A 19,185-nucleotide genomic window follows, 5' to 3' on the forward strand; every position below is an offset into this window, starting at 1 on the left:
TTATAATGTATTGATAGAAATCAATATCATTTGCATTATACACTACGAATCCTTTCAATTAAAATCTTTTTATTATTTGTAATATGTGCAAAATAGGAGGATTTCATAAATCATAATCTAGAATATATATCTTAAGAAGTTTTGTATGAATAGAGACAATAAAAATGGTAGGTGATGTTTTGAAAAATCTTGTCATTGGGCTTATTGCGTTAGTACTTATTGTGGCAGGAGGATTTTACATAAAAAAATATCAAGAAAACGAAGAGACTGTAGGAGATGTTCAGGAAGTAAAGTGGGATGTTTCAAATGGAAAGGGAAATGAGAAAGTAGATATTGTATTTCAGTTGTTAAACAACAAGAATAATGAAATTCGTGGTGTAAATGATCAAATGCGGGCAGTGATTGTAGATGGACAGTTAAAAAACATACAACAAATTAAACCCACATTTGCAGGGAACGGGTCATATAAGTTATCTTCCAAAATAGCAAAAGACGAAGAATATACAATATTTTTATACGAAGACAAAAATAAGTCCGTAGAGTCATTCGCTAGGAAGAATTTTGGTAGAACGAAAGAGGAGAACAATAAGAAAAAAGTGAAATTTCCAATCGACAGTGTACTTACAAAAAAAATAGGAGAGTATGAAGTTTCTCTTTTATTTGGCGCATTACATCCGAATGAACCAGTTACGTTAACATTTCAGTTTCAAGCGAAAAAGGGTGAAAAATTGAAATTGCATTCAGAGAGAGGAGAAGTAGAGTCACTCTATATAGTGGATGAAACGAAGGAGAATTTTTTATACGCTATGCCTGTAGATACGGATGAGCAATTACAATACCGAATTACATTTCCTGCCGAGGGCACGTATAAAATGTGGGGGAATTTCTATATAAATGGTAAGAAGTATGAAAAAGAATTTATTGTACAAGTTCAAAAAAGAAAAAACAGCTAAGAATTTAGCTGTTTTTTCTTTTTCCTATTAATTTTGTTACAGAGAGCATTGTAATTGGTAAAGAATGATTCTTCCTAAATGCTAAATATTTACCGCTCCATGCTGGTTTATATTTTTCTTTAAAATGTCGTAATCCGCTGAAACTATACGTATAACGAACGTTATTAAAGATTGCAGCAGCCACTCGTTCAGACCAGAAAGACTGTGTGGATAAACCAACATTTGAAAGTGGTGCCATACCGATATTAAAGGAGTGGTATTCATTTTCTTTTGCCCACTGGAATAAGTGGATGAAAATTGCGTCCATAATGCCGCTAGGCGCATCTGGATAATATCGCATTAAATCGACAGATAATGATCCGTTTTGATATACAGGCATGAATGTTGTGAATGCAATAATTTTTCCATCCGCATCAGATAATGTTGCGATAGGAGCGCGACTAATATATTCACGATCGAAGTATCCGAGTGAAAAACCTTTCTCTTTTTTTCCACCAAGCCATGCATCTGAAACTTTTCTTAACTCTTCATATAATTCGTCGGAGAAAGATGGCTCATGAATAGAGAATGTATAGCCTTCTCTTTCAAAACGGTTGAAAGTAGCTCGCATGCCAGCGCGTTTCTTTCCTGTTATTGTAAAGGTATTTAAATCAACAACAGCTTCTTCACCAAGCTTAAAGAAGTTATAACCAAAATCGTGGTATAAACTCATCCATTTACTTTCAATTTGATAGAATACACAAATGTATCCAAATCGATCAGCCTCAGCTAAAAACTCTTGCAATACAGTACGATAGGAGGAAGGGTCCCCAATTGGATCACCCAGTACAATAAGTCGTTTTCCAGTTATTGAGAAGAGAATGAGTGCTTTTCCATCACTACTGAAAAAGAACTGTTTATCTCCTAAAAAACCTAAATGACTAAGTACATTTCCACCATGTTCATCTAAGAAGTTTTGTAATCGTTTATCATTAGCTGGTTGTCCGGGAAATTCATTTCGATAACGATTTGCAATGAGTGAACCAATTAGTAAAAAAGTAGGAACAAAAAAGGCAGCTGCTAATGCACTTCGTTTTACTTGTGTAATATTACGAACGACAAAATCAGGTTTGAAAGCTTCTTTTGCACCTGCAAATAAAATACCTAAGTTTTTATATAAATATAACGTTACAAGTAGGAATATAAAAACTTTTACGATATCGGAAAGTGAGACTTCCATTTTCTCACGTACAAACCTTTTACGAAGCATATACAATACAGCGAGTACGATTAATAAAATAAAAGTTTCTTCAACATCAATTCCTTTTAGTGTGTTAAAAATAGCCGCTCCAATTAAAGATACAATCGTCATATAATAAGAACGTTTTGTTCCGTAATATATCCCCCGCGAAAGAATGAGGAGGAGAATACCGAATGTTAGCGATAAGCTAAAAGAAAATTGAATAAGATGTTTTGGAGCTAGAATATGTAAGGCGTGTGCCCGATTTATACTTGTCGGTAGAATGGTTGATAAAATAACCATTAAGCCAGCAAATACTGTTAAAGCAGCAGATGCCCAAGAACCTAACTTTCCTAGAAAGTCACGCTGCAAAGTCCATATAACACCAGTTGTCTCTAATGCAGGCGCAATAAAAGGTTTATCTTCAAACTTTTTAATGGCTACTCCTGTCATTTCAAAAGCTGCAAAAATGAGACCAAGGCAGAAGGGCAAGATGTAATAGACGAGACGATATAATAACATAGCAGGGAGTAAAACACCTGTATCGATGCCGTATTGCCCAAGCCCAGTTAAGAAGACAAGATCAAATGATCCAAGGCCACCAGGAACAAGACTAACGACACCAGCTAAAGCAGCAATAACATATACGCCTAAAAACTTTTGGAATTCGATTTCAATGCCAAATAATAGTAATATGACGTACATAACAATACCAGCAGATACCCATTCGACTAATGAAACTAATGAGTATAAAACAGTTGGGTTTCTCTCCTCTTCTTCTTGTTCCTCTGTTTGCGTCGCTTTTCTATTTTTTAATTTAGAAAATCCGATATATATAGGGACGAAAAGAGCGAAGAAGATAAGAACAGGCCATAGCCATGGTTTTTCATGCAAAATAAATCTCGTGTCTAATATTCCGATAAGACCAAGAAATGAAAGAATGGCTAATCCATTAATAAAGGCAGTTGTCATCCAAGCGATACTTTTAATAAGTTTTCCATTTTCTTTTATATATGGACGATAAAGCATTGTGCGTACGCCGGCTCCAACAAGACCACCAAACCCGATAAATCCATTTAAAGTATTAGCAATCCACGAGATACGGAAAATCTTTTGGACAGGAATGTCAGCTTTTAAGTAACGAAGCATAACATAGTCATAAAAGAACATTGTTGATACAGCGAATGCACCAAGTGTAATTGCTAAAAAAACTCCTCCAGTTGGAATGTTTTTAATTGTATCAATCGCTTCTAAAAAAGAAATGCCCGCTAATTCTTTTTTTGCTTGAAAGAATACAATTGTTAATACAACAAATGGGAAGATAATTTTCCCGATTTGTAAGAAACGTTTCCATGAAAACGACATAAATACAACTCTCCTTGTATAAGAAAACTGAGACAATAATATTATTATGACAAACTTCAAGAAAAATAAAAAGGTAATTTCCTGTATAGGGGAGCTATTTTTTATATAGGTATATTTAAAAGAATATTTTGTTTATCAGAAAATTAAGTTAGAATAAGGTGAAAGAAGGTTGAGGGGGGAGTATATGATTATAAAAGGTTACGTAGGATATGAGTTAGAAAAAGAGAAACCTAATACATCAGAAGATTTTTTTAACAGATCTGAAGTGACATATATATTAAATGGTAAAGAGAAAACTTTTTCGGTTTTATACGTTCGATATTTTGAAGAAGTTTTACAAGAAATTACTCCTTTTGAAGGAAATCCAGTGTATAAAGTAGAAGAACAAAACATATATTTGCGCGATATTGTAGCGATATGTTGTTTAATGAAAGATAAGGAGCTTCGTGCGCAAAAACGTTTGTATTTAAATAATATGGAAGAATTTCAACAATATTTTGATGAGGGAACGGTGTCGAAAGTACAAGAAATATTGGCTGAATTACATAAAAATAAAAGAGTAGAAATAGCGTGAAATGGCAAAGGAGAGAGAAAAAATGTCTAATTTTATGGTTGAAAATCAAACAGAACAAGTTTCTATATTTTTAGAAGATGCTATTAATTTGATAACCAATTATGTAAATTATCATACGTTACCTTCTTTATTAGAGGAAACACCAGCAGGGAATGAGCGATATTATAAAGGGTTATTAGCATCAATGAGACGACTTCTCGTTTTTTGCGAAGAAGGACAGGATGCATGTTTTGTTTTGTTGAATAGCCAGCCATTTCGAAAAACAGCAGCTGAAAAAATTTTATATAAGATTTACCATCAAGTAATTGCAGAGTTTTTTTCACCGAAGAGTGATCATTGGTATGAAAATAGTCGGTCTGCATATACAGGGAAAAATTCTATCGTTTTTCAACAAACACCACCTGCATCTTTAGAGCAAGTGATGAAGAGTTTAGAAGGTAAATTTCAATTGATGCGTGAAGAACTAGAATATTATGAGACGGATTATCAGACAAAGATGTTACACAAATATTGATTGAGGAAAAGAAGCTAAGGTGACTTAGCTTCTTTTCCTTTTGTACAGTTATATAAGGGATTTTCATTGAATATAGTTAAGTGGATAGCATTAGGGAGGTGCAACATGAATCAGCAAGGTGTATTTACAGATTACTTTCATGAAGTAGAAAATTGGTGTGAAAGTGTTCTTCACGTATTAGATAGTCGCGCAATGGAAGTGTATGATGTCCATATGCTTGCTTATAAAATTCAGACGTTATTAGAGCGTATGAAAGAGCATGAGTATGAAACAGATGCAGAGTTTATGTATGAAATAAGCGATGATGTAGAACATATTCAGCATCACTTGCAGGAAGTATTTATGCAAGAAGAAGAGGAATATGAATTATATGAAAGAGGGGATAGTGAACGAGCTGTCCCAATTGGAGGACATACACTCCCGCCATTACCTTATCCATATAATGCGTTAGAACCGTATATTTCTAAAGAAATTATGATGTTACACCATGATAAACATCATCGGAGTTACGTGGAAGGATTAAATAAAGCAGAGAAGATGATGGAAGAAGCGAGAAAAACAAATAAATTTGATTTAATTAAGCATTGGGAAAGGGAAGCGGCTTTTCATGGGTCAGGTCATTACTTACACACGATATTTTGGAATAACATGAAAAAAGACGGTGGTGGAAGTCCAAGAGGAACTTTTTCACAACAAATTGAACAAGATTTTGGGAGCTTTTTACGTTTCCAAAAACATTTTACAGAAGCAGCCTCTAAAGTAGAAGGTTCAGGCTGGGCAATTCTCGTTTGGGTACCCCGATCTGGAAGGTTAGAAATTTTGCAAAGTACACTTCATCAATTATTTACACAATGGGATACGATACCGCTCCTTGTACTAGATGTCTGGGAACATGCGTATTATTTACAATACCAAAATCGAAAAGATGAATATATTAAAAACTGGTGGAATGTTGTAAATTGGCCTGATGTAGAAAAAAGGTTTGAAACTGCGAAACAAATTGAATGGACACCATATTAGACGCAAATTCTCTGCGTCTTTTTTAATGGAAGTAGAAGGAAGATTTCGTTCATATTTTAAAAGGCCAAGCATACACTTGTACAAAAAGTGCCAAAAGGACGTGGGGGGAAATATGAGACGAATTTGTGTAATCATTACGCTTCTTATGATGTATGCAAGCGTTATGCCGATTCCTACATATGCAAAGATGAACAGCAATGTTAGTGCTCGAAATGCTGTATTAATGGAGCAACAGTCTGGTCGTGTATTATACGGAAAGGCAGAACATGAGCCTCAAAAAATTGCTAGTATAACAAAAATTATGACCGCCTTATTAGCTGCTGAATCAGGGAAGATGAAAGAAATGGTATCAGTTAGTAATGAAGCGGTGAGGGTGGAAGGATCGGCAATCTATTTAAAGCCTGGACAAAAAGTGAAGTTAGAAGATTTAGTATACGGACTCATGCTTAGATCTGGTAATGACGCAGCGCAAGTAATTGCTGAAAGTGTGGGTGGGAGTATAGATGGATTCGTATATTTAATGAATCAAAAAGCGAAAGAAATTGGAATGAAAGATACGCACTTCTCAAACCCTCATGGCTTAGATGGAGATGGATCACATTATTCGTCGGCTTACGATATGGCATTATTAACGAAATATGCAATGGGAAACGAGACATTTAAGAAAATCTTTGGAACCAAAACATATAAATCAGATTCTTGGGATTACCCGTGGAAAAATAAACATAAGCTGGTAACGTCTTATTATGAATTTGCAACAGGGGGAAAAACAGGCTTTACGAAGAAAGCTGGGCGAACGCTTGTTACAACGGCATCAAAAGGTGGACTAGATTTAATTGTCGTAACTTTGAGTGCCTCTAGTGATTGGGATGATCATATGAATTTGTTTGATAAAGGTTTTGACCGTTTCAAACAAACGAAGGTTTTAGGACAAGGAGCAATTGCTGAAATAAATGAAAAGAAGTATGCCAACCATGTTTATACGAAAAATAGTTTTTCGGTACCGTTAACTGAAGAAGAAAAAAAGAACGTAGTATTAAAAGTTGAACTCGATAAAAGTACAAAACTTACGGATGGAGTAAAGGTTGGGAAGACAGACATTTATGTTGGTAATGAAAAAGTTGGAGAACGGAATTTATTTTATAGTAAACGAAAGTTAGTAGCTACAACGGGACTTTACTGGAATAATGTGAAAGAAATTTTTTCTTACATGATAGGTGTTGGGAACGATGGTTAATCTCGTATGGGTAGCGATGGCTGTCATTGGGATTGTATACGCCATGATAAATGGAACGATGGAAGAAGTGAATAAAGCTGTATTTGACGGAGCAAAAGATGCGGTAACGATTTGTATAGGACTTATTAGTGTTTTAGTATTTTGGCTCGGTTTAATGAAAATTGCAGAGGAAGCCGGATTGTTAAAAAAATTAGTTACACTTTTTATGCCGATAGTAAAAAGGTTGTTTCCAGAAATACCAAAGGATCATCCGTCTATGGGATTTATTCTATCAAATATGATGGCAAACTTTTTTGGTCTAGGTAATGCAGCGACCCCTCTTGGTATTAAAGCGATGGAACAACTGAAAGAGTTAAATGGAGGAAAGGATTCGGCGAGCCGTTCTATGGTGACGTTTCTAGCATTAAATACATCAGCTATTACATTAATTCCTACGACAGTCATTTCCATTCGAATGACGTATGAATCAGCGAATCCTACTGAAATTGTTGGGGTAACATTTATTGCACAAGTACTTTCTATGATTGGGGCAATTTGGATTGACCGCTATTTTTACCGAAGAAGGAGTAGAAAGGGGCGGAAAAAATGAGCATTGTAAATACAATTTCCTTATGGGTAATCCCTTGTGTAATTGGTTTTATCCTTTTATATGGCACAATAAAGAAAGTGCCGACGTATGAATCGTTCGTTGAGGGAGGAAAAGAAGGGATTCAAATTGCAATTTCCATCTTACCGTTTATGGTTGGAATGCTTGTGTCTATTTCTATATTCCGGTCTTCAGGTGCGTTAGATGCAATGATATCGGTAATGAAGCCAATGTTAGATTTGATCCATGTTCCAGCAGAAATTGTACCCTTAGCACTTATACGCCCTATTTCAGGCTCTGCTGGTTTAAGTATTACGACCGATTTAATTGCAACATATGGGCCAGATTCGTTTATTGGGAGATTGGCTTCTACGATGCAAGGGAGCACAGATACGACTTTCTATATTTTAACTGTATATTTTGGAGCGGTTGGGATTAGAAAAATGGGGGATGCACTAAAAGTAGGACTTTTTGCAGATTTAATCGGGATTATATGCTCAATTGTGTTCGTTTCTTTATTGTTTCAGTAATACTATTCATTTTTTACGCTATTTCGCTTATAATACGTATACGACCACTATTAAGGTGTAGCTTAATAGTGGTTTTTTTATGTGGTATTTTTGACAAAATGATGAACTTTTATTGTGAGAAATATGAAAAATATGGACAATAATAAAGGGTAAAAACATGATTTGACCTTTATATGTTTATTATCATCGCTATGTTGTTTAAGTAAGATGAAGCGAATAGCCGTAAAGCGTATGCGGTTGCCAAGTCTTTCTAATGTAAGGTAAGATAAATTCGAGGTGAAAAAAAGAAATGGAACGATTACAAAAAGTGATTGCGCAAGCAGGTATTGCATCGAGAAGAAAGGCTGAGGAATTAATTCAGCAAGGAAAAGTGAAAGTTAATGGAAAAATAGTGAAAGAGTTAGGGACAAAAGTAACTCCTCAAGATAAAGTAGAAGTAAATAATATCCCTCTTGAAAAAGAAGAACCTGTTTATTTTTTACTATATAAACCAACTGGCGTAATTTCAAGTGTATCAGACGATAAAGGAAGAAGTGTTGTAACGGACTTTTTCCCGGAAATTACACAACGTTTATTCCCAATCGGACGCTTAGATTATGATACGTCTGGCGTATTATTAATGACAAACGATGGGGACTTCGCAAACGTATTAATGCATCCTAGATATAAAGTTGAAAAAACATATGTTGCAAAAATAAAAGGGCCATTAACAGGTGAGAAAATTCGCATGTTAGAACGCGGTGTTACGTTAGAAGACGGTAAAACAGCACCAGCACGTGTGAAAATTATTTCTTGGGACAAGCGTAAAGAGATGGCTATTGTACAATTAACAATTCATGAAGGACGTAATCGTCAAGTACGTCGTATGTTTGAAGCGTTAGACTGTAAAGTAGTGAAATTAAAACGTGAACGTTATGCTTTCTTAGAAGTAGGAAGCCTGCGACCTGGTGATGCGAGAGAATTGACACCACATGAGGTGAAACAATTACGCGCGCTTGCTTCTACAAAGCCAAGATAAGCTATAGAGTTAAAAATTCACCAGTGGAGTGCTCTGCTGGTGATTTATTCAATACAACATTTACAGAAGATAATACATAACATTTACCGAGGAGAGGAGAGGTAATATGAAGAAAAATCGCTTATTATTTCGCGTTATTATTCTACTCATTTTATGTGGTGCTGTAGGATTTACCCTTTATCAAGGATTCTTTGCTAATAAAGAGAAAATGCAAATCGGAAAAGAAGCACCTAACTTTATTGTGACGGATTTAGAAGGAAAGAAAATTGAACTAAAAGATTTAAAGGGAAAAGGTGTATTTTTAAACTTTTGGGGCACGTGGTGTAAACCTTGTGAAAAAGAAATGCCTTATATGAATGAATTATATCCAAAGTATAAAGAAAAAGGCGTTGAAATCATAGCGTTAGATGCAGATGAAACGGATATTGCAGTAAAGAACTTTGTGAACCAATATGGTTTGAAATTCCCAGTTGCCATTGATAAAGGACAAAAGATTATAGGAACATATGGAGTAGGTCCTTTACCGACAAGCTTTTTGATTGATAAAGATGGAAAAGTAGTGGAGCAAATTATAGGGGAACAAACGAAAGAACAGTTAGAAGGGTATTTAAAGAAAATTACTCCGTAATAAAGAAAGCCTTTACATAAGGGGTGCGTGTTTATAGTGCCTCTGGTTTAAAAATTCTGAGTATTGCGGTAACTTGAGGTTAGAATATACAATAGTACATATAGATACAGGGGCGGTGAGAGTGTTGAAAGAAATTAAATGTGAATGTGGACATGTTAATCCGATAGGAACTGTTTTTTGTGAAGCTTGCGGGAAACCATTTGAAAGCAATGAAAATGCAAAACTATTGGATATGCGCTATGAGGGGAGTGCACGGAGATCTCTCACGCAGACAAAAACGATAGTCGATAAAATTTGGAGCTTTTTCTCTTCTGTAAAAGTAGGTGTATGGCTAATCGTAATAACTTTAGCTGCATCAGCGATAGGAACTATATTTCCGCAAGAAATGTACATAACTCCAGGTATTGCACCAGCTGAATATTATAAACAAGAATATGGATTTTTAGGACAATTATACTATCAATTAGGGTTTAATAATTTATACGGTTCATGGTGGTATATGATTTTGATTGCTTCTATCGGTATTTCACTTGTGATATGTAGTTTAGACCGCGTTATTCCACTTTATAAAGCTTTAAAAAAGCAAGGCGTAAAAAGACATCCTAGTTTTTTAAAGAGACAGAGATTATATGGGACTGGTATACCGCAAGAAGGTGACCTGGAAAGAGTGCAAGAGAATTTAAAGAAAAGAAACTATAACGTGAAAGTGGAAGACGGAAACGTTTTAGCAGAAAAGGGACGCTTCTCGCGTTGGGGTCCATATGTAAATCATATCGGTCTTATTATCTTTTTATTCGGTGCGATGCTTCGTTTTTTACCGAGTATGTACGTAGACGAAGCACTTTGGTTACGTGACGGTGAAACGAAAGAAATACCAGGGACGGATGGACAATACTACTTAAAAAACGAGAAATTTATAAAAGAAGTTTATGATAAAAGTAAGGACAAGGAAGTTTTTGATGAAGCGATTGATCGTGTAGGCGATAAAATGATTGCGAAAAACTTCCAAACGAATGCCGTATTATATAAAGCAGTAGGAGAAAATATAGCAGGACAAAAACCGAAATTAGAAAAAGTAAAAGAAGCGGAAATTCGAGTGAATGAACCACTGAAATTTGATCAATTTGCAGTGTATCAAGTGGATTATAAAGAAAGTGAATTTAAAAGTATGTCCTTTAACTTGCAAAATAAAGAAAATAATCAAAAGTGGGGACCAATTAAAGTAGATTTAACGAATCCTAAGGAAAAATATGATTTAGGAAATGGTTATTCTCTAGAACTATTAAGCTATTTTCCTGATTTTTATTTTGATGAGAATGGAAAACCAAATACAAAAACGAAATTACCAAACAATCCTGCATTTGTATTTAAAATGTTTACACCTGAAACACCAGATGGTGAAGTGAGTTTTGTTGGTATTCAGCAAAATATAGAACCAGATGGAAACAACAAATATAAAATGTCGTTTGCAGGTGTTGAAATGCAAAATGCAACAGCACTTACTGTAAGAAAAGATTTAACGCTTTGGATTCTCGGCATTGGAGGATTTATATTTATGGTTGGTGTCATTCAAGGTATGTATTGGAATCATCGCCGTATTTGGATACAACGTGTTAATGATGAATGGTGGATTGCAGGGCATACAAATAAAAATTGGTTCGGTTTAAAGAAAGATATTGAAAGAGTACTAGAAGGTACAGCAATTCCACAGCCAAATGATAAAGTAATTGATAAAAAAATTAGTTAAGGTGGGGAAACGATATGGTGCAAATAAGTAGTAACTTTCTCTTTACCGCATTTATTTTATATTTAATTGCCACTCTATTTTTCGGGGGAGCAATTAAAGAAAAGGGTCATAAATGGGCAAATGTAGGAATAACGATTACAATTTTAGGGTTTATTGCACAAACAGTATATTTTGTTACAAGGTGGATTGCATCAGGACATGCGCCAGTTAGTAACTTTTTTGAATTCGGTACATTTTTCGGCATGATGCTTGTAGGAGCATTTATTGTCATGTATTTTATGTACCGTGTAAGCATAATCGGACTATTTGCATTACCAGTTGCGCTTTTATTAATTGCCTATGCAAGTATGTTTCCGAGGGAAATATCTCCGCTTATTCCATCTTTAAAAAGTAATTGGTTACATATTCACGTGACGACGGCAGCAGCAGGACAAGCCATTTTAGCGATTAGTTTTATTACAGGTGTTATGTATTTATTGAAAAATGTAGATCAATCGACGAGAAGTAAACGTACATTTTGGCTAGAGACGGTAGTATTTACACTTGTTTGTACAGTTGGATTTATTGGAGTAACAACGGTATTTTCTAGTATGAAATATGAAGCGAAGTTTCAATGGATTGATAAAAATGAACAACAAGTGGAAATGAAATACAATCTTCCGGCTTTAGTTGGACCGCACGAAGGGAAGTTACTGACAGAAAATAAATTAGAACCGGCAGTTGAAGTTCCAGCGATTGTAAATGCGAAAAAATTAAATACTGTTATTTGGTCAGTGTTAGTTGGAACATTACTGTATATTGTATTAAGACTTGTTTTACGGAAGCGAGTATCGGCGGCACTTCAGCCGTTAGTAAAGAATACGAATAGTGATTTACTAGATGAAATCGGATATCGATCTATTGCAATTGGATTCCCAGTGTTCACATTAGGTGCATTAATTTTTGCGATGATTTGGGCACAAATAGCGTGGACACGTTTTTGGGGCTGGGATCCAAAAGAGGTTTGGGCACTTATCACTTGGCTCTTTTATGCGGCAGTATTACATTTACGCCTATCAAAAGGATGGCATGGAGAGAAGTCAGCTTGGCTTGCAGTAATTGGTTTTGCAATCATTATGTTTAACTTTATTGTAGTAAACTTAATTATTGCCGGTTTACATTCATATGCATAGAGAAATAAAATAGGGGAGTGCATGTCACTTTCCTATTTTATTTTTGTCAACTTTTCTTCTTTTTTGAGAAAAACATGACAAAGTAGCGGTTGATTTTGTAAAATGATGTCGAGGACATTATATGCTGTTCAAAAAAAATACATAGTTTTGGAAAAAAATTGAACAAAATTTATTATTCTTGTGAAGCATAATATGGGAAGTGAAACATTTAGAAGATTGCTTAAATAAACGAGAATAGCGCAACATAATAGTTAAAGAAGGGTAGGTGTGAACCGCTGAGGTGAGAGTGCGCAGCGGGTAGAGATGGAAAATGAATCAAGAATTTTAATTGTAGATGATGAGGATCGTATTCGTCGTTTATTGAAAATGTACTTAGAAAGAGAACAATATACGATTGAAGAAGCAGATAATGGTGATACAGCTTTAGAAATGGCGTTGCAAAATGATTACGATTTAATCTTATTAGATCTTATGATGCCTGGTAAAGATGGCATTGAAGTATGTAAAGGGGTTCGTGAGAAGAAAGCGACACCAATTATTATGCTGACAGCAAAAGGTGAAGAAGTAAATAGAGTACAAGGATTTGAAGTTGGAACAGATGATTATATTGTAAAGCCATTTAGTCCACGTGAGGTCGTACTACGTGTGAAAGCGGTATTACGTCGTGCTGTACCAACAACATTCTTTACACAAGATACAACGACAAAAGATGTTACTGTATTCCCGCACTTAACAATTGATAACGATGCACACCGTGTTACTGCAGATGGTAATGAAGTAAACTTAACGCCGAAAGAATATGAGTTACTATTATTTTTAGCGAAAGCTCCTGATAAAGTATTCGATCGTGAGCAACTGTTAAAAGAAGTATGGCAATATGAATTCTTCGGAGATTTACGTACAGTTGATACACATGTAAAGCGTTTACGTGAGAAGTTAAGCAAAAAATCACCAGATGCAGCGAAAATGATCGTTACTGTTTGGGGTGTAGGTTACAAATTTGAGGTTGTGAACGACTGATGCTTTGGAGAAGTGTAGTAGGGAAGTTATGGATGACCATATTACTTCTCGTTTCGTTTGTTCTTGGATTTGTTGCGATTTTACTTTCACAGTTTTTTAGAACGTATTATGTTGATATGAGTGAAGCTAGGCTTCAAAAAGTTGCAACAAGTGTTTCAGAGTTAATTGAAGAAGGTGCCGATGTAAAAACGATTGAGAATATCGCTTACAAATTCTCTGACCCACTTTCAAGGATTATTATTGTAGAAGATGGTAAAGAAATCTCTTCTTCACCGAAACAAGAAGGGTTAGTCACTCTTACAATGGATGACTTAAAAGAAGATAAAGAATTAGCGGCTGTGTTTACAGACAAAAAAGAAATTAAGAATAATATTAGAAAAGCGTCTAATAGTAGGAAGAATAAAAACACCGAAAATGATATTATGATCGTCGGAAAACCAGTGCAATCAAAAAATCAAAGTGCAGTGTTCGTATATGAATCTTTACAAGTACCGATACAAGGTATGGAAAGAACAACTGATTTTATTTTCTTATCGGCTGGAATTGCGATTATATTAACAACTTTCTTTGCGTTCTTCTTATCTACTCGGATTACAGCACCGCTTCGTAAAATGCGTGAGGTTGCTTTTGAAGTGTCACGTGGGAAGTTTGATGCAAAGGCTCCTATGGTATCTCAGGATGAGATTGGTGAGCTTGCAACGGCCTTAAATCAAATGGGAAAACAGTTGAAGTTTAATATGAACGCCTTGCAACAAGAAAAAGAGCAGTTAGCAAGTATTTTGAGTAGTATGGCAGATGGGGTTATTACGTTAAATCAAGAAGGTGAAGTCGTTGTAATCAATCCGCCGGCCGAACATTTCTTACAAGTTTGGCAAGAAGAAAAAGAGATAGAGCTCAGTAAAAAACTACCTTCTGAACTTGTGGAATTATTCCATCTCGTTGTAGAAAGCGAACAACAACAAGTTGTTGAAATTAATTTACAAAAAGGAAACTATGTAGTTCTTATGACGCCGCTTTACAATCAAACGAAAATTCGTGGAGCTGTAGCAGTGCTGCGAGATATGACGGAAGAACGTCGTCTTGAAAAGATGCGTCAAGATTTTATTGCGAATGTATCACATGAACTTCGTACACCAATGGTCATGCTGCAAGGGTATAGTGAAGCGATTTTAGATGATATTGTGCAAACGAAAGAGGAAATAGATGAGTTTGTTCAAATTATTTATGATGAATCTGTTCGTTTAGGTAAACTTGTAAATGAATTGTTAGATTTAGCTCGTATGGAAAGCGGTCATGTAGAGTTACATATTGGTGAAGTGGATATACATCCGTTTGTTGAAAAAATTGGTCGTAAATTCCAAGGGATTGCAAAGGATAAAGAGGTCGCGTTAACGGTTGATTTCAAAGGTCCAATTGAACAATACCCGTTTGATGCAGATCGTATGGAACAAGTATTGACGAATTTAATTGATAACGCAATACGTCATACGAATGCAGGCGGACATGTAACGCTTGTAATTGATACGAAAAATAACGGTCTTATTTTTGAAGTACAAGATTCGGGTGCAGGCATTCCAGAAGAAGATATTCCATTTTTATTTGATCGTTTCTATAAAGCTGATAAAGCAAGAACACGTGGGAAAAAGGGTGGAACAGGACTCGGGCTTGCGATTGCGAAAAATATTGTGCAAGGCCATGATGGTAAAATTTCTGTATCAAGTGTTGTTGGAGAAGGAACTACATTCTCTGTATATTTACCGAATCGTATAATTTAGATATGCGTTTTTAAAGTTGATAATGAATAAAGTTCTGCTGTTTTTTATTTTTTTGTAAACTCAATTAAATAAAGAATGGTAGAACTTTTTTCTATGTTGCTCGAATAAAGAATAACAAGAGAGGTGCTGTGAAGAAATGAAATTATATACAAAAACAGGAGATAAAGGAACGACAAGTGTAATAGGTGGCAGGGTTGATAAAGATGATATCCGTGTGGAAGCGTATGGAACAATAGACGAGGCAAATTCTCATATTGGATATGCAATGACTAAGCTTCAAGGCGGGGCTTTTATAGATATTTACAATGAGCTCGAAAATATTCAACATGAACTATTTGATTGCGGAGGAGACTTGGCAATAGTGGAACAAAAAATTCCTTATAAAGTGACAATTGTGATGGTTGAAAGTTTAGAAAGAAAGATTGATTTATATATAGAAGAAGCCCCGCCACTAGAACGCTTTATTTTGCCAGGTGGTAGCGAGGCAGCGGCTACTATTCATATTGCACGTACTGTTGTAAGGAGAGCAGAACGCTCTATAGTATCATTGCAAAAAGAAGTGAAAATAAATGAAGTTGTATTAAAGTATGTAAATAGATTATCTGATTATTTGTTTGCGGTAGCTCGAGTAATAAATGCCCGATTACAAGTGAAAGATGTGGAGTATAACCGTAGTGCATTAGTTTTTCGTGATAAGAAAGAGAAGGAAGTGGAGTAATTCACTTTCTTTTTTTGTATACTTTTTTCTGTAATATACCAAAATAGAGAAGGTATGGTGGTAATTAGAAAACGGAGGATGTATATGAAAGTTTTAAAATGCGGTGTCATGTTATTGAGTATACTGTTTGTATCTCAATTACATGTTTATGCAGAAGAAAATCGATGGACATGGCCTGTTGAAGGTCAGATAAGTGATTATTTTGGGACAAGGCATGGAAAACACTACGGTATTGATGTAGCTGCGCCGATTGGAACGCCTGTGGCAGCTATCCAAGATGGTAAGGTAACGAGATCTTATTATTCAAGTAGTTATGGAAATGTTGTATTTATTAAACACGGAGAATATGAGGCTGTATATGCACATTTAAATAAGAGATATGTGGATCAAGGAGATTATATTTCCAAAGGAGAAAAAATTGGAGAAGTAGGGAACACGGGAGAATCGCGAGGTGCGCACTTACATCTAGAACTTCATCAAGGAAGATGGACGATGGCGAAAAAGAATGCGATGAACCCATTGCTTGTTTTAAGTGAACAAAGAAATGAAGTTGTTTCTTCGTCATTATATGTCGTACAAAAAGGGGATACTTTAGTTAGTATTGCACGGAAATTTAGTATGACACTTAAGGAAATTAAAGAAAAAAATGGATTGCAGCAAGAGCTAATTTATCCTAATCAACAATTATATGTTAAGTAAAGGAAACGCTTCAAAAATTAAACTTTGAACAAATTTATGTTCTTCTTAAATAAGATTCAATGTAAATGAAATTATATGGGCGCTTTTGCTAGAACAATTGAGTGAATCAGAGCATCTATATCTAAAAGAAAACCGTCCCAAAATTTATTTTGGGACGGCTTCTTTTACCAAAAAATAAAGACACATATAAATCCAGAAATAGCTAAATAGCTATATAAGTAAAAAACTTTTGTTCTTGTTTTCTCTTTTGTTCGAAACAGTACGATAGTCGGTTCAATTAAACCGATTGTCAAACAAAGTAGGCCAAGAAGCATACAACCAATCGAGATAGAATACAGGGCGATTTGTGGTGCTTGAAATGGAATCATCCATTTTAATAAAAATGCAATAAGTGCAGTGTAACAAATACTACCGATGTATTTATTCAGTGGTGTATTAGAACGAAAACCAGGAAGTTTTTTTAAGAAAGAGCGGGAAACAACTTCTGTTTGTAAAGATGTATGCTCTTCAATAATTTTTTGAGCTTCTTTTCCTTTTTGAAAAAGAGATAAGATCCAATTTCGCTCACCCTGAAAAATAAATTGAGAAGTTGTCAAATAGTGATCAATCTTCACTTTATTCCAACTCTTCCACGGATGACGCTCACACAATTTTAATTTACTTTCTGTTTTTTTATCATACTGATAAATACTGATGCCATCTTCATCGAAAGTAGCATAGTATGTCTCGTTTGAGAATGTGCCTAAATCAATTGGGCAGTAGAAAAGTAATTCTTTTTTTAAGTAAAAGTATTCTTTTCTTAAGTTTTTTTTCATTGCTTCTCGAATAGAATGTCTCTTGTCTTTTTTCATGACATTTCCTCCATAACTCAGAAAATGTTCTTATCTTAACAATTCAATATCTTATCACTTTTAATTATATATGACTAGGTAATTCAAAAGAGAAATGCCGAATAATAAAAAATATGGATTGTATTGTAAAATATCTCGCAATTTATTTGTTGTTACGAAAAATAAATAACTAATTTTAAATAAGTTACAATTTTTTAGTTCACAATGTTATGAGGTTGTTGTATAATGAAGGGGAAAATAGAATATCGGTCTATCTTCGGGGCAGGGTGAAAATCCCGACCGGCGGTGATGAACTATTTATGATTTTGTTCTAAGCCCGCGAGCCGTTAAGGCAGGATTTGGTGTGATTCCAAAGCCGACAGTATAGTCTGGATGGGAGAAGATGGAGGTTCAAGCGTTCAAAAAAGATATGGATTTGAACGTCTGTTTGATGTGCCTTAAATTCTCCCTTTGTGTAAAACACAAAGGGTTTTTTCGTTCTATGAAAAAATAGGCATAGCAGAACCTTTCCACTTTCCATGAGATGATCGATGGAAAAGGAGAGAGAAAGATGAAACAAAAAAACAGTGTAGTGCAGATGGTGAGTGTAGCGATGCTAAGTAGTATTGCATATTTACTAATGATGTTGGATTTCCCGTTCCCAGGGCTTCCGCCATTTTTGAAAATTGATTTTAGTGATGTACCAGCTCTAATTGCGGCAATTATCTTTGGACCAGTAGCAGGAGTGATTGTAGAGGCGATAAAGAACATTTTACATTACGGGATTCAAGGAAGTTTAACGGGAGTACCAGTTGGAGAAATTGCAAACTTTATTGCAGGATGTTTATTTATTGGGCCAGCAGCTTTCTTATTTAGAAAGTATCGTACTGTGAAGAGTTTAACTACAGGATTAATGCTAGGGACAATTACAATGGCACTTATTATGAGTGTATTAAACTACATCATCATATTCCCGGCGTACACTTGGTTTTTAAATTCACCAGCTATGTCTAGCGAAGCTATAAAAACAACGGTTGTAACGGCAATCTTACCATTTAATTTAATTAAAGGGATTGTTGTAACAATTGTATTTGTAGCATTATTTTCACGCCTGAAAGTATGGGTGTTTGCAAAAATGAAAAATGCATAATATATACTAAAACCATTAGTAGTGTGAAACTACTAATGGTTTTTTATTAAGGAAAATAAAATTTAGATACAAAAAACGCCCCTCATCAATAGGAGGGGCGTTTTTTGAAGTTAATAAAAGACTATTCGAATTTTAAAGCGTCTCCGTCGAATGATTCGTCAGCAACTTTAATTGAGTCAGTTGGACAGCCTTCGAATGCATCCATCATATCTTCAATTAATACATCTGGAATTTCAACGATACCTTGGTTATCATCTAATGTTACAAATGCAATACCTTCATCATCATAGTCATAAATGTCTGGTGCAGCAGCGCCACAAGCACCACATGCAATACAAGTATCTTTATCAACGATTGTATATTTTGCCATCTTTTTTCCCTCCTGATAATATGTATGTGAAAAGCTCGCCATAAAAATTATAACCTTATT

At 35.0% G+C, this 19,185-nt stretch carries 19 protein-coding genes and 1 riboswitch; of the genes, 16 read left to right on the top strand and 3 right to left on the bottom strand.

Annotation, left to right across the window (positions count from 1 at the left end):
- Positions 1 to 164 precede the first annotated feature (164 nt).
- On the top strand, positions 165 to 953 hold the full coding sequence (locus tag ACTL4X_RS07470) for a hypothetical protein (RefSeq protein ID WP_000232610.1): 789 nt from the start codon (positions 165 to 167) through the stop codon (positions 951 to 953).
- A gap of 4 nt (positions 954 to 957) precedes the next feature.
- On the opposite strand, the gene mprF is transcribed toward ACTL4X_RS07470, so the two are convergent.
- Positions 958 to 3,537: a bifunctional lysylphosphatidylglycerol flippase/synthetase MprF gene (gene mprF / locus ACTL4X_RS07475; RefSeq protein WP_071741184.1), complete on the bottom strand. Its 2,580-nt coding sequence runs from the start codon at positions 3,535 to 3,537 to the stop codon at positions 958 to 960.
- A gap of 184 nt (positions 3,538 to 3,721) precedes the next feature.
- Here mprF and ACTL4X_RS07480 point away from each other — a divergent pair, with 184 nt between their 5' ends.
- From ACTL4X_RS07480 to ACTL4X_RS07545, 14 genes are all read left to right on the top strand, one after another.
- Positions 3,722 to 4,111, top strand: coding sequence for a hypothetical protein (locus tag ACTL4X_RS07480; protein ID WP_000584367.1), 390 nt, complete (start codon positions 3,722 to 3,724; stop codon positions 4,109 to 4,111).
- A 22-nt stretch (positions 4,112 to 4,133) separates the two neighbouring features.
- On the top strand, positions 4,134 to 4,625 hold the full coding sequence (locus ACTL4X_RS07485; protein ID WP_000064519.1) for a YpuI family protein: 492 nt from the start codon (positions 4,134 to 4,136) through the stop codon (positions 4,623 to 4,625).
- 105 nt (positions 4,626 to 4,730) lie between these two features.
- Positions 4,731 to 5,645 carry a superoxide dismutase gene (locus ACTL4X_RS07490; RefSeq protein ID WP_001075741.1) on the top strand — a complete coding sequence of 305 codons (915 nt, stop codon included), beginning with the start codon at positions 4,731 to 4,733 and terminating at the stop codon, positions 5,643 to 5,645.
- Between the two features lie 112 nt (positions 5,646 to 5,757).
- Positions 5,758 to 6,882, top strand: coding sequence for a D-alanyl-D-alanine carboxypeptidase DacB (dacB, locus tag ACTL4X_RS07495; protein WP_001252638.1), 1,125 nt, complete (start codon positions 5,758 to 5,760; stop codon positions 6,880 to 6,882).
- The gene (gene spmA, locus ACTL4X_RS07500) at positions 6,875 to 7,471 is read left to right on the top strand and encodes a spore maturation protein SpmA (protein ID WP_000247811.1); all 597 of its coding nucleotides are present in this window, start codon (positions 6,875 to 6,877) and stop codon (positions 7,469 to 7,471) included. Before dacB ends, spmA begins: the two co-directional genes overlap by 8 nt.
- Positions 7,468 to 7,998, top strand: a complete 531-nt coding sequence (gene spmB, locus ACTL4X_RS07505) for a spore maturation protein SpmB (protein ID WP_000029514.1) — start codon at positions 7,468 to 7,470, stop codon at positions 7,996 to 7,998. The genes spmA and spmB overlap by 4 nt, the downstream gene beginning before the upstream one ends.
- Positions 7,999 to 8,287: 289 nt before the next feature.
- A complete protein-coding gene (gene rluB / locus ACTL4X_RS07510) occupies positions 8,288 to 9,016 on the top strand; it encodes a 23S rRNA pseudouridine(2605) synthase RluB (protein ID WP_000440556.1) in 729 nt (242 codons plus the stop codon).
- A 106-nt stretch (positions 9,017 to 9,122) separates the two neighbouring features.
- A complete protein-coding gene (gene resA, locus ACTL4X_RS07515) occupies positions 9,123 to 9,644 on the top strand; it encodes a thiol-disulfide oxidoreductase ResA (protein WP_000742192.1) in 522 nt (173 codons plus the stop codon).
- A gap of 121 nt (positions 9,645 to 9,765) precedes the next feature.
- Positions 9,766 to 11,391, top strand: a complete 1,626-nt coding sequence (gene resB, locus ACTL4X_RS07520) for a cytochrome c biogenesis protein ResB (protein ID WP_071741185.1) — start codon at positions 9,766 to 9,768, stop codon at positions 11,389 to 11,391.
- Between the two features lie 14 nt (positions 11,392 to 11,405).
- Positions 11,406 to 12,563: a cytochrome c biogenesis protein ResC gene (gene resC / locus ACTL4X_RS07525; RefSeq protein ID WP_000250083.1), complete on the top strand. Its 1,158-nt coding sequence runs from the start codon at positions 11,406 to 11,408 to the stop codon at positions 12,561 to 12,563.
- A 303-nt stretch (positions 12,564 to 12,866) separates the two neighbouring features.
- Positions 12,867 to 13,583, top strand: a complete 717-nt coding sequence (gene resD, locus ACTL4X_RS07530) for a DNA-binding response regulator ResD (protein WP_000426861.1) — start codon at positions 12,867 to 12,869, stop codon at positions 13,581 to 13,583.
- On the top strand, positions 13,583 to 15,358 hold the full coding sequence (resE, locus tag ACTL4X_RS07535) for a sensor histidine kinase ResE (RefSeq protein ID WP_000964677.1): 1,776 nt from the start codon (positions 13,583 to 13,585) through the stop codon (positions 15,356 to 15,358). Before resD ends, resE begins: the two co-directional genes overlap by 1 nt.
- Positions 15,359 to 15,494: 136 nt before the next feature.
- Positions 15,495 to 16,076: a cob(I)yrinic acid a,c-diamide adenosyltransferase gene (locus tag ACTL4X_RS07540; protein WP_071741186.1), complete on the top strand. Its 582-nt coding sequence runs from the start codon at positions 15,495 to 15,497 to the stop codon at positions 16,074 to 16,076.
- Positions 16,077 to 16,160: 84 nt separating this feature from the next.
- Entirely contained in the window at positions 16,161 to 16,775 is a 615-nt protein-coding gene (locus tag ACTL4X_RS07545) for a peptidoglycan DD-metalloendopeptidase family protein (protein ID WP_000866117.1), read from the top strand.
- A 164-nt stretch (positions 16,776 to 16,939) separates the two neighbouring features.
- On the opposite strand, the gene ACTL4X_RS07550 is transcribed toward ACTL4X_RS07545, so the two are convergent.
- On the bottom strand, positions 16,940 to 17,626 hold the full coding sequence (locus tag ACTL4X_RS07550) for a hypothetical protein (protein ID WP_000710837.1): 687 nt from the start codon (positions 17,624 to 17,626) through the stop codon (positions 16,940 to 16,942).
- A 248-nt stretch (positions 17,627 to 17,874) separates the two neighbouring features.
- Positions 17,875 to 18,014: riboswitch (FMN riboswitch) on the top strand.
- A gap of 162 nt (positions 18,015 to 18,176) precedes the next feature.
- On the opposite strand from ACTL4X_RS07550, the gene ACTL4X_RS07555 reads away from it, so the two are divergent.
- Positions 18,177 to 18,755 (top strand): ECF transporter S component, encoded by a 579-nt coding sequence (locus ACTL4X_RS07555; protein WP_000810855.1) that lies wholly within the window; start codon positions 18,177 to 18,179, stop codon positions 18,753 to 18,755.
- 121 nt (positions 18,756 to 18,876) lie between these two features.
- Here the strand turns inward: ACTL4X_RS07555 and ACTL4X_RS07560 are convergent, their stop codons facing one another.
- Positions 18,877 to 19,125 carry a ferredoxin gene (locus ACTL4X_RS07560; RefSeq protein ID WP_001151993.1) on the bottom strand — a complete coding sequence of 83 codons (249 nt, stop codon included), beginning with the start codon at positions 19,123 to 19,125 and terminating at the stop codon, positions 18,877 to 18,879.
- Between the last annotated feature and the right edge of the window lie 60 nt (positions 19,126 to 19,185).

This window comes from Bacillus sp. RE35, from assembly GCF_052146655.1.
GTDB lineage: Bacteria > Bacillota > Bacilli > Bacillales > Bacillaceae_G > Bacillus_A > Bacillus_A cereus.

Bases quoted from the DNA above. Each gene is read 5' to 3' on its own strand.
- ACTL4X_RS07470 (WP_000232610.1), top strand. From the start codon at position 165: ATGGTAGGTGATGTTTTGAAAAATCTTGTCATTGGGCTTATTGCGTTA.
- mprF (WP_071741184.1), bottom strand. From the start codon at position 3,537: ATGTCGTTTTCATGGAAACGTTTCTTACAAATCGGGAAAATTATCTTC.
- ACTL4X_RS07480 (WP_000584367.1), top strand. From the start codon at position 3,722: ATGATTATAAAAGGTTACGTAGGATATGAGTTAGAAAAAGAGAAACCT.
- ACTL4X_RS07485 (WP_000064519.1), top strand. From the start codon at position 4,134: ATGTCTAATTTTATGGTTGAAAATCAAACAGAACAAGTTTCTATATTT.
- ACTL4X_RS07490 (WP_001075741.1), top strand. From the start codon at position 4,731: ATGAATCAGCAAGGTGTATTTACAGATTACTTTCATGAAGTAGAAAAT.
- dacB (WP_001252638.1), top strand. From the start codon at position 5,758: ATGAGACGAATTTGTGTAATCATTACGCTTCTTATGATGTATGCAAGC.
- spmA (WP_000247811.1), top strand. From the start codon at position 6,875: ATGGTTAATCTCGTATGGGTAGCGATGGCTGTCATTGGGATTGTATAC.
- spmB (WP_000029514.1), top strand. From the start codon at position 7,468: ATGAGCATTGTAAATACAATTTCCTTATGGGTAATCCCTTGTGTAATT.
- rluB (WP_000440556.1), top strand. From the start codon at position 8,288: ATGGAACGATTACAAAAAGTGATTGCGCAAGCAGGTATTGCATCGAGA.
- resA (WP_000742192.1), top strand. From the start codon at position 9,123: ATGAAGAAAAATCGCTTATTATTTCGCGTTATTATTCTACTCATTTTA.
- resC (WP_000250083.1), top strand. From the start codon at position 11,406: ATGGTGCAAATAAGTAGTAACTTTCTCTTTACCGCATTTATTTTATAT.
- resD (WP_000426861.1), top strand. From the start codon at position 12,867: ATGGAAAATGAATCAAGAATTTTAATTGTAGATGATGAGGATCGTATT.
- resE (WP_000964677.1), top strand. From the start codon at position 13,583: ATGCTTTGGAGAAGTGTAGTAGGGAAGTTATGGATGACCATATTACTT.
- ACTL4X_RS07540 (WP_071741186.1), top strand. From the start codon at position 15,495: ATGAAATTATATACAAAAACAGGAGATAAAGGAACGACAAGTGTAATA.
- ACTL4X_RS07545 (WP_000866117.1), top strand. From the start codon at position 16,161: ATGAAAGTTTTAAAATGCGGTGTCATGTTATTGAGTATACTGTTTGTA.
- ACTL4X_RS07550 (WP_000710837.1), bottom strand. From the start codon at position 17,626: ATGAAAAAAGACAAGAGACATTCTATTCGAGAAGCAATGAAAAAAAAC.
- ACTL4X_RS07555 (WP_000810855.1), top strand. From the start codon at position 18,177: ATGAAACAAAAAAACAGTGTAGTGCAGATGGTGAGTGTAGCGATGCTA.
- ACTL4X_RS07560 (WP_001151993.1), bottom strand. From the start codon at position 19,125: ATGGCAAAATATACAATCGTTGATAAAGATACTTGTATTGCATGTGGT.